Genomic DNA, 11690 nt, shown 5'->3' with positions numbered 1-11690 from the left:
CTCCTATGCGGATTTACGTTTTGGCGCGGGCTTGCTCTTGCTTTTCCCGGCCGCCGCTTTCGATGTGGCTTTGCCGCCGCCTTCCGCGTTGAGGCTCTTCTTCAGCGCGTCGAACAGGTTGACCACATTGGAGGGCTTCGGCGGCGCCTTGGCCTTGGGCGCCTTCTTGCCCGCCTTCTTGGCGCGGATCAGCTCGAGCAACGCGTCCTCGTAGCGGTCCTCGAATTTCGACGGATCGAACTTCGTCTTCTTGCCGTCGATGATATGCTGGGCGAGATCGATCATCTCCTTGTCGGTCTTCGCCGCCGCTATGTCCTCGAACACCGTCGCCGGCCGGCGCACGGTGTCGTCATAGCGCAAGGTGGTCAGCACCATGCCCTTGCCGAGCGGCTCGATCACCACCGGGCGCTCGCGCTGGTAGAGCACGATGCGCGCGAGGCCGGCCATTTTCCTCGCCGCCATGGCGTCGCGGATGACGGCGAAGGCTTCTTCCGAGACCTTGTCGGCCGGAGAGACATAATAGGGCGTGTCGAGATATATCTGCTCTATCGACGATTTCTCGACGAAACCGTCGAGGCTCATCGTGTGCGAGGATTCGATCTGCACCGCCTCGATCTCGTCCTCCTCGATATGAATGAAATCGCCGTCGCTCACCTCATAACCCTTGATCTCGTCGCCCTCTTCGAGCGGCTTGCCGGTCCCGGCATCGACATAGATGCGTTTGACGGTGTTGCCGGTCTTTCGGTTGAGGATGCGGAACGAGACTTTCTCGGCATGGGTCACGACGTTGGTCAGCTCGATGGCACATGTGACCAGCGACAGCTTGAGATAGCCCTTCCAGGCCGGACGTGGTGCCATTGCGAACTCCTGCGCGATGCGGTTTCAACCGCAACGGACAGGGGTTCGCTTGGGTTCCGGGGAGGCTGGCCACGCGGCCTGTTATTCGGCGGCCTGCAGGTTGACCTTGCTTTCGGCGATCTCGGTGAGCTTGCGGTCGGTCGCCTCTTCTTCCTTGAGGTTCTTGGCCAGCACGTTGGCGCAGTCGCTGCGGCCGAGCTGCCTGGCCCAGGCGATCAGCGTGCCGTAGCGCGTTATCTCATAATGTTCGACGGACTGGGCGGAGGCGATCAGCGCTGCATCCAGAACTTCCTTGTCGTCGACATCGCCGCTGACTTCGTCAGCCTCTGCAAGGATGCCGTCGATGGCCGGGCAGTTGACAGTCTTGGCCTTGACACCGTGCAGCTCGAACACCTGCTCGACCCGCTCGATGTGGCCCTTGGTCTGCGCGAGATGCTTCTCGAAGCCGGCCTTCAATTGGGGATCGGTCGCCTTGTCGATCATCTTCGGCAGCGATTTCTCGATCTGCTTCTCGGCATAATAGATGTCGCGCAGCGTGTGGATGAAGAGGTCGTCCAGCGTCTTGATGTCTTTCGAAAAGAAGCCCATGGCGGTTGCCTTCCATGTTTCGCGTTGTGGGAAAGTTGCGCGGCGGACAGCCGTCAACATGGCCAGGTTCGCCCTGGCCTTGCGGGCTCAACGTTGTCTTCTTTGACAGGTTCCAGCCCATCGGGCCGCGCGAAAGGAAATTTCCCCGGGCCGGACGAACGTGAAACGGAAGCGCGTCCAAGCGACATCGGAACGAAACATATGTGATGCAAAAGTCACACGGAACGGAATCGCGACGAAAGGCACCGAAAGACCCCGAATCAGCCGCAATCCGGCCACGATGCAACGACTTTCGGACCAGAAATTAACATCACGTTCACCGACTATTCACGCCTCGACGCTATGCTCTCGATCAATTCGGACGGGACATCCGAAAGCGGGACAGGGACCAAGTAAAATGAACTTCTGGAATCACATCGCCGGCTACGCCGCCGCCATTCGCGAATTCGTCGCGCCGACCTATCGGCCGGAGCGCTATTACATGCGCGGCCCGGGCCCGGCTTGCGCGCGCCGCGGCAACTCGCTGGGCGTCAGCGCCAACTGATCATGACCCGCGAACGCGCCCACCACAGTCGCATCTGCCGGCCTGCCGCCGACCAGCGCGCCACCACCTATCGCGCCGAGCGCCTGACGCTCGCCGCCAACTGGCGTGCGACAACGCCGCGGCTTTGACGCCGCCGCCGGCTGGCTTAGTGTCTCCCTCTAGTTTGACTCAATTCCGGACGGAAAACCGCTCACACTTTTCCTGGAATTGCTTTAGGGACACAAGCAGCCGGGGCCGCCATGACCGACCTGCCCGAACCGAACCGTCCCGCCTCTCCAAGCCAGGCCTATGACGCAAGCCTGCCGCTGATCGTCTTCGACGGCGTCTGCGTGTTCTGCTCGGGCTTCGTCCAGCTTATCCTCAGGCTCGACCGGGAAAAACGCTTCCGCTTCGCCACGGCGCAATCGCCGCTCGGCGAGGCGCTGTTTCGCCAGCACGGCCTGCCGACCGACGATTACGACAGCAACCTCGCCATCATCGACGGCGCGGCCTTCACGAAGCTCGACAGTTTCGTCGCGGTCATGTCCACGCTCGGCTGGCCATGGCGCGCGACCAACACGCTGCTCATCCTGCCGCGGCCGCTGCGCGACTGGCTCTACGACCGCATCGCCAAGAACCGCTACGCGCTGTTCGGCCGCAAGGACAGTTGCGACATTCCTTCGGCCGAGTTGCGGGAGCGGCTGATCGGCTAAAGCAATTCCAGAAAAGTGTGAAACGGTTTTCCGTCCGGAATTGCGGCAGGACTGGCTTGGGGGCAAGGCTATGAAGCTTCTCATCGTCGGCGGCTACGGCACCTTCGGCGGACGCATCGTCCAGCTCCTGGAGAACGAGCCTCGCCTCGAGCTCATCATCGCCGGCCGGTCGCTCGCCAAGGCAGCGGCCTATTGCAAGGGTCGAGGCGATACCAAGGCGCGGCTGGCGCCGGCGGCGTTCGACCGCGACGGCGACCTCGGCGCGCAACTCGCCTTGGCGCCCGACATTGTCGTCGACGCCAGCGGCCCATTCCAGGCCTATGGCGAGGGTCGCTACCGGCTGATCGAAGCCTGTATCGAAGCGCGCATCCATTATCTCGACCTTGCCGACGGTTCGGAGTTCGTCGCCGGCGTTGCCGGCTTCGATGCGGCGGCCAGGGCGGCCGGTATCCTTGTGCTCTCGGGCGTGTCGAGCTTCCCGGTGCTGACGGCAGGGGTGGTGCGGCGCCTTTCGGCCGGCATGGCGCGCGTCGACACGATCCGCGGTGGCATCGCGCCGTCGCCTTTCGCCGGCGTCGGCGAGAACGTCATCCGCGCCATCGCGAGCTATGCCGGCCGGCCGGTGCGGCTGCTGCGCGACGACAGGCCGGCCGAGGGCTACCCTCTCACCGAGCAGATGCGCTACACGATCGCGCCGCCCGGACGCGTGCCGGTGAGGAACACGCTGTTTTCGCTGGTCGACGTGCCAGATTTGCGCGCGCTGCAGGCGCTGTGGCCGGAAGCGAGCACGATCTGGATGGGCGCCGGGCCGGTGCCCGAGGTGCTGCACCGGGCGCTGATCGGCCTGGCATGGCTGGCGCGTATCGGCCTCATCCGCTCGCTGTCGCCGCTGGCGCCGCTGATGCATTGGGCGACCAACCGGCTGTCATGGGGCGAGCATCGCGGCGGCATGTTCGTCGCGGCCGAAGGCGCGGACGAAGCCGGCAAGCCGATCAAGCGGTCCTGGCACCTTTTGGCCGAGGGCGATGACGGGCCGCTGATCCCGTCCATGGCGGTCGCGGCGATCGTCCGCAAGGCGCTCGACGGCCGCATGCCGGCGCCGGGTGCGCGGGCGGCGGTGGGCGACGTCGAGCTGGAGGACTATGAAGCGCTCTTCGCCGGCAAGACGATCCATAGCGGCTTCAGGGACGATACCGGCAAGGGAAAGGCGCTCTATCCCGATCTGCTCGGCGATGCGTGGAAAAACCTTCCGGCCGAGATCCGCGCCATGCATGAGGGAGCGGTTATGGCGCAAGGGCGCGCCAGCGTGGAGCGCGGCGATGGCCTGCTTAGCCGGCTTGCCGCGCGGCTGATCGGTTTTCCTCCCGCCGGGACGGATGTTGCGGTCAAGGTGCGCTTCGACATCGGCGCGGATGGCGAGACCTGGACGCGGACTTTTGGAACGCACGGCTTTTCGAGCCGGCAATTCGCCGGGCGCGGCCGATCGGAGCGGCTGCTTTGCGAGGGTTTCGGACCGCTGACCTTCGCCATGGCGCTGGTGGCCGGGGAGAACCGCCTGTCGCTCGTGCTGCGCCGCTGGAGCCTTCTCGGCCTGCCATTGCCGATGTGGCTTTGCCCGCGCTCGAACGCATACGAAACCGTGGAGGACGGCCGCTTCCGCTTCCATGTCGAGATATCGCACCCGCTCGCCGGGCCGATCGTGCGCTACCGCGGCTGGCTCGAGCCTGTGCTGGCAGCTGGCTGTCGCGAAGCTCAATCCGGCAGCGCCGCGACAGCGACGATTTCGATGACGATATCGGCTTGAGCAAGCGCCGCAACCCCGATCACCTCCGAGGGCGGCGGATTGTTGTAGCTGCAGTGCTTGGGACAATGCTCGGCGAAGAACTCGTCCAGCACGTCCAGGCGAAAATTGGGCGAATCGAGAACGCCGCCATCGGGAAACGGCCCTCTGACGAAGAAAGTCAGCCTGATGAGATGTTCGAGGCCGCTGCCGAGTTCCTCCAGATCGGATTTGATGTTGCCGAGCACGGCGCGCCATTGCGCTGCCGCATCGCCGACGAAGCCACCGCCGGCCTTGCCCATTGGATCGTAGTCGTCCGACGTCGCCGTGTTTCCGCACAGATAGACGGTCCCCTTCGCTCCGCTGACGACCGTTCCTTTTCCCCAAGGCATCAGCCGGCCGTTCTTGAATTTCTTGTGGGTCACAAGTTCCATGGTCTTTCTCCCGTCTCGCGCGCGATCCGTCCCGACCCAGAGATAAGGATAGTGCCGAGCGGCGGCGCTGCCAGTTGCTCCAAGCATTCCGCGATCGGCCGTGGTTGCCTCGAGAGCCTGGTTCTTGCGGAATCGCGCGACGAAGACGAAGATTTTTCCGACGCCTGTCGAAATCGGCCGATGCCGCACGACATAGACCGGCACGCGACGATGCGGCCTTCAAGAAACGGGAGAAGACCATGCGATACATGCTTTTGATCTATAATGACGAAGCCGCGATGGCGAACGCTCCGAAGGAGCAGACCCAGCAGGTGCTCGCGGCCTATGGCGCCTATACCGAGGCGCTGAAGACATCCGGTGCCTACATCGCCGGCGAGCGGCTGCGTCCGACCCAGGCGGCCACCGCGGTGCGGATGGCGAACGGCAAGACCAATGTGCTCGACGGCCCCTATGCCGACACCAAGGAGCAATTGGCAGGTTTCTACATGATCGAGGCAGCCGACATCGACACGGCCATCGAATGGGGTGCGCGCTGCCCCGCGTCCAGCAGCGGCACGGTCGAGGTGCGGCCCATATGGGAAATGGCCGAGTACATAGCCGCCGCATAGCGAACTTTGTGATGGATGATCGCTCGGAGATCGCGCGGGCGGCGGCCGAGGCGGCCGCCCGGCGCAGCTACGGCAAGCTGGTCGCCTGGCTGGCGGCCCGCACGCGCGACGTTGCCGGCGCCGAGGACGCGCTGGCCGACGCCTTCGCGGCGGCGCTCGAACGCTGGCCGCGGACCGGCGTGCCGGCGCAGCCGGAGGCCTGGCTGCTTTCGGTGGCGCGGCGGCGCGACGTGGACGCGGTGCGGCGGCGGCTGACCGGCGAGGCGGCCCGCGATCATCTGCAGCTGATCGCCGAGGAGATGGAGGCGCGCATGAGCGGCGAGGAGCTGCCCGACGACCGGCTGCGGCTGATGTTCGCCTGCGCCCATCCGGCGATCGAAGCCGGCGTGCGCGCGCCGCTGATCCTGCAGACCATCCTCGGTTTCGACGCTGCGACGATCGCCTCGGCCTTCCTGGTTTCGCCGGCGACGATGGGGCAGCGACTGGTGCGGGCCAAGGCGCGCATCCGCGAGACCGGAATTCCGTTCCGCGTGCCGGAGCAGGCGGAGCTCGGCGACCGGCTGGGCGCCGTGCTGGAGGCGATCTACGCCACCTTCGCCGAAGGCTGGTCCGATGCGACCGGCACCGATACCAGGCGCCGCAACCTCGCCACCGAAGGCATCTGGCTTGGACGGCTGGTCGCCTCGCTGATGCCGGACGAGCCGGAGGCGCTGGGACTCCTGGCGCTGATGCTGTTCGCCGAGGCGCGCCGCTCGGCGCGGCGCGGCCCGCAAGGGGATTTCGTGCCCTTGGCCGAGCAGGATATCGCGCTCTGGGACGACGGCCTGATCGACGAGGCGGAAGCCCTGCTGGTGCGTGCCGCGCAAAGGGGCATCATCGGCCGCTACCAGCTGGAGGCCGCCGTGCAGTCCGCCCATACGGCGCGCCGGCGCGGCGGCGGCACGGACTGGGCGGCGATCCGCCAGCTTTACGACGCGCTGCAGGCCGTGGCCGGCTCGCCGGTGGTGGCGATCAACCGCGCGGTGGCGATCGCCGAGACCGAGGGCGCAACGGCCGGATTGGCGGCGCTCTACGTGCTGGGCGAGGACCAGCGGCTGCAGGACTACCAGCCCTATTGGGCCGCCCGCGCCGGGCTGTTGGCCAGGCTGGGAAATACGAAGCAGGCGGCCCAGTCCTACGACCGGGCGATCGGCCTCGAGCGCGACCCGGCGCTGCGGCGTTTCCTGCAGGGCGAGAAGGCGAGGCTTGTTGGGAATTGAGGGGATTGGCGGAAGCCTCTCAGCCTCGTCATTCCTGGGCGGAGCAGCCGCGAAGCGGCGTCGCGGAGACCCTGGAATCCATTCCGTGACCTTGATCGTAGACCGCAGCGGAGCAGAATTCCGCACCGTTGCGGTGCCTCGAAGTCACGGCATGGATCCTCGGGTCTGCGCGCGTCGCTTCGCTCCTTGCTCCGCCCGTGGATGACGAGGTGATGGGCGTTGCGGCCAATCTCCAAGGCGTGCCGCCTGCCATCGCGGACTCTATTCGCCGCGCACTTTCAAGCCCACATCTCATGCGTTGCGTTCAGTTTGCGCATCAGCTCGTGCTGGCGCAGCCTCGCCCACAGGCGTTCGATGTTCGGCCAGGCGGCCCGCGCTTTCTCGATCTCGGGATGCCAGGCCACCAGCATGACGAGGTAGATGTCGGCCAGCGACAGCGTCTCGCCGGCCAGCCAGTCGCGGCCGGCCAGCGCCTGGTCGAGAATGGCAAAGCCGCGATCCATCTCGGCGACCGCCGCCTGCTTCACCGGCTGCAGGCCTTCGCCATCGGCGGTGTAGCGGTGCGCGTAATAGAGCCGCAGGACCGCCGGATAGAGCACCGACGACATGAAGGCCAGCCAGCGCAGGAAATCGGCGCGGCCGGGCGAGCCCGCTTCCGGCGCGAGGCCGGCCCGCGGATGACGTTCGGCGAGCAGGATGCAGATTGCCGCCGATTCGGTCAGCGAATGACCATCGGGCAGCGTCAGCACGGGCACCTGGTTCAGCGGACTGATGGCGAGGAAGGCCGGATCGGGTGGATCTTTCTTCGGCACATCGATCTGCTCGAAGGGCAGGCCGGCCATGGCAAGCGCCGCCTCGACGACGAAGCCGCCGCTGCCCGGGCGCGTATAAAGCTTGTACATGAGAAATCCTCCCGCCGGCCGATTGGGCCGGCGGCGATATGAGCCGGAAGCGGCGCCCGCCTCAAGCCGGGCAGCGCCGGCCACGGGTTCTTTTTGAACAGTCCAGCCAGGGATCATCCGGAGAGTGCCGCTTGTCCGCAAGCTCTTGGGATTGACCGAGGAGTCCCCGACTTCGTCATCCACGGGCGGAGCAAGGAGCGAAGCGACGCGCGCAGACCCGAGGATCCATGCCGTGACGTCTCGGCGTCACAGCGTTGCGGATCTTTCTGTGACGAACAGCAGCTCCGCTAGTGTCCGCAAACTGTGGCGACAGACGGTATCCATTCTGGACCGTGGTATTCCCTGGCCACGGTCACGGACTGGATCCCAGGGTCTACGCGACGGAGCTTCGCTCCTGCTTCGCCCTGGGATGACGACCGTGAGGGGCCGTTGCAGTCACTCTCCGAGGTATGCGCGCCTAAGCGCCCAGCCCGTCGAACAGGATGGTCGAGAGATAGCGCTCGGCGAAGGAGGGGATGATGACGACGAGGTTCTTGCCCTTGTTCTCGGGCCGCGAGCCGACGACGATGGCCGCCTGGAGCGCGGCGCCCGACGAGATGCCGACCGGCACGCCTTCGAGGCGGGCGACCAGACGGGCATTGGCGACCGAATCCTCGTTCGAGACCCTGACGACCTCGTCATAGATCGAGGTGTCGAGGATTTTCGGGGCGAAGCCGGCGCCGATGCCCTGGATCTTGTGCGGGCCGGGCTGGCCGCCCGACAGAACCGGCGAGGCCTCCGGCTCGACCGCCACGACCTGCAGCGAGGGCTTGCGCTTCTTCAGCACCTGGCCGACGCCGGTGATGGTGCCGCCGGTGCCGATGGCGGAAACGAAGATGTCGACCTCGCCATTGGTGTCGTTCCAGATTTCCTCGGCCGTGGTGCGGCGGTGGATCTCGGGATTGGCCGGATTCTCGAACTGCTGCGGGATGATGGCGTTGGGCAGCGTCGCGGCGAGCTCGTCGGCCTTGGCGATGGCGCCCTTCATGCCTTTCGGGCCTTCGGTCAGCACCAGCTCGGCGCCGAGCAGCGCCAGCATCTTGCGGCGCTCGACCGACATGGTCTCCGGCATGGTGAGGATCAGCTTGTAGCCCTTGGCGGCGGCGGCGAAGGCGAGCGCGATGCCGGTGTTGCCGGAGGTCGGCTCGATCAGCGTGGTCTTGCCGGGCGCGATCTTGCCGGCTTCCTCCAGCGCCTCGATCATGGCGACGCCGATGCGGTCCTTGACCGAAGCGATCGGGTTGAAGAATTCGAGCTTGGCCATGAGGTTGGCGACGATGCCCTTCTCCTTGGCGAACTTGTCCAGCCTGACCAGCGGCGTGTCGCCAATCGTCTCCGTGATCGAATTGAAGACGCGGCCGCGACCGGGCACGCGCGCGGAAGAGACGGGCTTGTTCATTGGTTTCACTCCCAAGGCAAAGGCACAGGCAGACAGAATAGGGTTTTCAGCCGCGCAAGATAGGCCGGCGCCCGAAAATATCCGAGTGGGGCGATTGCTCAAAAGCGCCCGTGACCGGAAATGCATTTTCCGAAATGGCCCGATTTCGGAATGGCTTGGCTGAAATTAAAGCGATCACGCGCCAAGGTGTGTTGAGATTCAGGTCAGGCCGGCCTCACCCGAATATCAACACAGCTTACTGGCGGGCGGCGATGGCTGCTGCCGCGCCCATCATGAAGCCGGCGGCGGTGCGGTTCAGGACCTTCAGCGCGCGCGGCGATTTCAGGAACCAGCGCGCCTTGGCGGCCAACGCCAGATAAGGCACCAGCACCACGAACAGCACCACCACGGTGAGCATCGCAAGGATGGCATAGTCGGCAAGCGTGATCGTCTTCAGGTCGACAATGGTCGGCGTGATGGCGAGATAGAAGATCATCGTCTTGGGATTGCCCAGCGTTACCGTCAGCCCGGCAATGAAGCTCGACAACAGGCCGCCCTTGGCCTTTCGCGCCTCGACGGTCTCGGGCGTGATGCCGCTGGTCCAGAAGCGCCAGGCAAGGAAGGCCAGGTAAGCGACGCCGGCCCATTTGATGGCGAGGAAGACCATGCCGAAGGTCTGCGCGACGAAAGCAAGCCCGAGCACGACGGCGGTGAGATAGGTGAGGTCGCCGAGCATCAGGCCGAACGACATGGCCAGCGACGAGCGGAAGCCGGAGCCGAGAGCGCGAGCGACAAGGGCGGTGACGCCGGGGCCTGGAATGGCGGCGGCGACGCCGAGCGCGGCGCTGTAAGCGAGGAATCCGGTGAGTGTCATGGTTTTGGAAACTGGCCGTAGGAACCGATTTAGAGCCGGGCTTTTATCATGATGTCGGTTCGACGGTAATTCCCTCACGGCGGGATTCGTTGCGCCAGCGATGTAAGGAGTTGGTTTCCGCAGCGAGAAGAATTTTGACCGGTCGGCTATGTCTGCGTTGGTGGCGTGGCATACCTTGGAGATTGGCCGAGACGCCCACCCAGTCGTCATCCACGGGCGGAGCAAGGAGCGAAGCGACGCGCGCAGACCCGAGGATCCATGCCATGACTTCGACGCGCCGCAATGGTGCAGATTTCTACGCCGTTTGCATCCTTCGGCCAAGGTAACGGCATGGATTCTAGGGTCTGCGCGCGTCGCTTCGCTCCTTGCTCCGCCCTAGAATGATGGGTGGACGGCCCCTTGCGGCATCGAATGTGCCAAACTGGGCTGTGATTAACTCCAGCGGAAGGAGACCGTCCGTCATGCAAGCTATCAGATTTGGTATCGATTTGGCCAAGAATGTGTTTCAGGTGCACGGCGTGGATGCGACCGGGCGCGTGGTGGTGCAGCGCCAGCTGCGCCGCGCGCAGGTGGAGAAGTTCTTCGCCGCGCAGCCGCCGGCGCTGATCGGCATGGAGGCCTGCGGCTCGGCTCATCATTGGGCCCGCACGCTCAGCGCGCTCGGCCATGACGTCAAGCTGATGCCGCCGGCCTATGTGAAGCCCTATGTTCCGCGCAACAAGAACGATGCCCGCGACGCGCACGGCTGTTGCGAGGCGGTGAGCCGGCCCGACATGCGCTTCGTGCCGATCAAGACGGTCGAACAGCAATGGGCCAGGGGCCTGCACCGCACGCGCAACCTTCTGGTGCGCCAGCGCACGCAGTTGGCCAACGCCATGCGTGGCCTGCTCTATGAGATGGGCCAGACAAGCGCCCAGGGGGCTGCGGGCCTGGAAGCGCTGCTGCAGCGCATCGAGACCTCGGATGAGGCCATCCCCGCGGCGCTGCTGATCTGCCTGGCGCCGCTGGCCGGACAATGGCGGGCGCTGGATGGCGAGATCGGCAAGCTGGACAAGCAGATCCTGGCTCAGGTCAGGCAGCAGCAAGCGGCCTTGCGGCTGACGACGATCCCGAGCGTCGGCCCGATCATCGCACATGCAACCATCGCGGCCATTGGCGACGGCCGCCAGTTCGCCTCGGGCAGGGACTTCGCGGCGTGGCTCGGCCTGACCCGCAAGAGTCATGACACCGGCGGCAAGCACAAGCTGACGGGCCATATCAGTCGCGCCGGCGACAGAGACCTGCGAAGGCTGCTCATTCTCGGCGCCAGTTCCTGGCTGCGCCAGGTCAGGGCCAAGCCCGACAGAGGCTCGCCCTGGATACGCGGCCTGCTGGCCAGGCGCCCGGTCAAGGTCGCGGTCGTGGCGCAGGCAGCCAAGACCGCGCGCATCATCTGGGCAATGCTGAGCTCGGGACAACAATACAGGGCGCCGGCTGCGGCATAACCCGCAAAGCGAGGCCCTTAACAGCGTAAGGAGCAAATAGCAGCACGGCAAAATGGTCAGGACCTGGGTCGAGACACTCCGCCTTCGTCATCGCGATTAAAAAGCGCGCTAGAATGATTGGAACTCGATCCGCGTAACCCCTGAGGGCCAGCGGTCATCAAATCGACCGCATCAAAGGCCGAATACATGACCGCTCCAGACTTAAGCCGTCGCCGCTATTTTGCCTCTTGCCCAAGAGGGGCCGTCCATA

General features: G+C 65.3%; 12 protein-coding genes. 6 read left to right on the top strand and 6 right to left on the bottom strand.

Annotation, left to right across the window (positions count from 1 at the left end; genetic code table 11):
• Positions 1-3 precede the first annotated feature (3 nt).
• Positions 4-858: a Ku protein gene (locus tag WDX12_RS09170; RefSeq protein WP_434724652.1), complete on the bottom strand. Its 855-nt coding sequence runs from the start codon at positions 856-858 to the stop codon at positions 4-6.
• Positions 859-939: 81 nt separating this feature from the next.
• A complete protein-coding gene (locus tag WDX12_RS09165; protein WP_434724651.1) occupies positions 940-1446 on the bottom strand; it encodes a ferritin-like domain-containing protein in 507 nt (168 codons plus the stop codon).
• 397 nt (positions 1447-1843) lie between these two features.
• Between WDX12_RS09165 and WDX12_RS09160 the strand changes: the two genes are divergently transcribed.
• From WDX12_RS09160 to WDX12_RS09150, 3 genes are all read left to right on the top strand, one after another.
• Positions 1844-1990 (top strand): hypothetical protein, encoded by a 147-nt coding sequence (locus WDX12_RS09160; RefSeq protein ID WP_108702809.1) that lies wholly within the window; start codon positions 1844-1846, stop codon positions 1988-1990.
• A 239-nt stretch (positions 1991-2229) separates the two neighbouring features.
• Positions 2230-2682, top strand: coding sequence for a thiol-disulfide oxidoreductase DCC family protein (locus WDX12_RS09155; protein WP_320293815.1), 453 nt, complete (start codon positions 2230-2232; stop codon positions 2680-2682).
• 70 nt (positions 2683-2752) lie between these two features.
• Entirely contained in the window at positions 2753-4486 is a 1734-nt protein-coding gene (locus tag WDX12_RS09150) for a DUF4166 domain-containing protein (protein WP_434724650.1), read from the top strand.
• On the opposite strand, the gene WDX12_RS09145 is transcribed toward WDX12_RS09150, so the two are convergent.
• A complete protein-coding gene (locus tag WDX12_RS09145; RefSeq protein ID WP_434724649.1) occupies positions 4435-4896 on the bottom strand; it encodes a RidA family protein in 462 nt (153 codons plus the stop codon). The two genes, WDX12_RS09150 and WDX12_RS09145, sit on opposite strands and share 52 nt — an antisense overlap.
• A gap of 239 nt (positions 4897-5135) precedes the next feature.
• Here WDX12_RS09145 and WDX12_RS09140 point away from each other — a divergent pair, with 239 nt between their 5' ends.
• Positions 5136-5504, top strand: coding sequence for a YciI family protein (locus WDX12_RS09140; RefSeq protein WP_320293812.1), 369 nt, complete (start codon positions 5136-5138; stop codon positions 5502-5504).
• Positions 5505-5515: 11 nt separating this feature from the next.
• Complete coding sequence (locus WDX12_RS09135; protein WP_434724648.1) at positions 5516-6763, top strand: RNA polymerase sigma factor; 1248 nt, start codon at positions 5516-5518, stop codon at positions 6761-6763.
• Between the two features lie 278 nt (positions 6764-7041).
• On the opposite strand, the gene WDX12_RS09130 is transcribed toward WDX12_RS09135, so the two are convergent.
• The 3 genes from WDX12_RS09130 to WDX12_RS09120 form a co-directional block, all read right to left on the bottom strand.
• Positions 7042-7665, bottom strand: a complete 624-nt coding sequence (locus WDX12_RS09130) for a glutathione S-transferase family protein (RefSeq protein ID WP_434724647.1) — start codon at positions 7663-7665, stop codon at positions 7042-7044.
• A 457-nt stretch (positions 7666-8122) separates the two neighbouring features.
• A complete protein-coding gene (gene cysK / locus WDX12_RS09125) occupies positions 8123-9103 on the bottom strand; it encodes a cysteine synthase A (protein ID WP_320293809.1) in 981 nt (326 codons plus the stop codon).
• Between the two features lie 235 nt (positions 9104-9338).
• Positions 9339-9956 carry a LysE family translocator gene (locus WDX12_RS09120; protein WP_320293808.1) on the bottom strand — a complete coding sequence of 206 codons (618 nt, stop codon included), beginning with the start codon at positions 9954-9956 and terminating at the stop codon, positions 9339-9341.
• A 461-nt stretch (positions 9957-10417) separates the two neighbouring features.
• On the opposite strand from WDX12_RS09120, the gene WDX12_RS09115 reads away from it, so the two are divergent.
• Complete coding sequence (locus tag WDX12_RS09115; RefSeq protein WP_434724615.1) at positions 10418-11440, top strand: IS110 family transposase; 1023 nt, start codon at positions 10418-10420, stop codon at positions 11438-11440.
• The last annotated feature ends 250 nt before the right edge of the window (positions 11441-11690 follow it).

It is taken from the genome of Mesorhizobium sp. RIZ17 (assembly GCF_051127865.1).
GTDB lineage: Bacteria > Pseudomonadota > Alphaproteobacteria > Rhizobiales > Rhizobiaceae > Mesorhizobium > Mesorhizobium humile.
The sequence above is the reverse complement of the archived record's forward strand: the minus strand, read 5'-3'. Positions and strand labels throughout refer to the sequence as shown.

Excerpts from the sequence above, each read along its gene's own strand:
- WDX12_RS09170 (WP_434724652.1), bottom strand. The coding sequence starts at position 858 with ATGGCACCACGTCCGGCCTGGAAGGGCTATCTCAAGCTGTCGCTGGTC.
- WDX12_RS09165 (WP_434724651.1), bottom strand. The coding sequence starts at position 1,446 with ATGGGCTTCTTTTCGAAAGACATCAAGACGCTGGACGACCTCTTCATC.
- WDX12_RS09160 (WP_108702809.1), top strand. The coding sequence starts at position 1,844 with ATGAACTTCTGGAATCACATCGCCGGCTACGCCGCCGCCATTCGCGAA.
- WDX12_RS09155 (WP_320293815.1), top strand. The coding sequence starts at position 2,230 with ATGACCGACCTGCCCGAACCGAACCGTCCCGCCTCTCCAAGCCAGGCC.
- WDX12_RS09150 (WP_434724650.1), top strand. The coding sequence starts at position 2,753 with ATGAAGCTTCTCATCGTCGGCGGCTACGGCACCTTCGGCGGACGCATC.
- WDX12_RS09145 (WP_434724649.1), bottom strand. The coding sequence starts at position 4,896 with ATGGAACTTGTGACCCACAAGAAATTCAAGAACGGCCGGCTGATGCCT.
- WDX12_RS09140 (WP_320293812.1), top strand. The coding sequence starts at position 5,136 with ATGCGATACATGCTTTTGATCTATAATGACGAAGCCGCGATGGCGAAC.
- WDX12_RS09135 (WP_434724648.1), top strand. The coding sequence starts at position 5,516 with ATGGATGATCGCTCGGAGATCGCGCGGGCGGCGGCCGAGGCGGCCGCC.
- WDX12_RS09130 (WP_434724647.1), bottom strand. The coding sequence starts at position 7,665 with ATGTACAAGCTTTATACGCGCCCGGGCAGCGGCGGCTTCGTCGTCGAG.
- cysK (WP_320293809.1), bottom strand. The coding sequence starts at position 9,103 with ATGAACAAGCCCGTCTCTTCCGCGCGCGTGCCCGGTCGCGGCCGCGTC.
- WDX12_RS09120 (WP_320293808.1), bottom strand. The coding sequence starts at position 9,956 with ATGACACTCACCGGATTCCTCGCTTACAGCGCCGCGCTCGGCGTCGCC.
- WDX12_RS09115 (WP_434724615.1), top strand. The coding sequence starts at position 10,418 with ATGCAAGCTATCAGATTTGGTATCGATTTGGCCAAGAATGTGTTTCAG.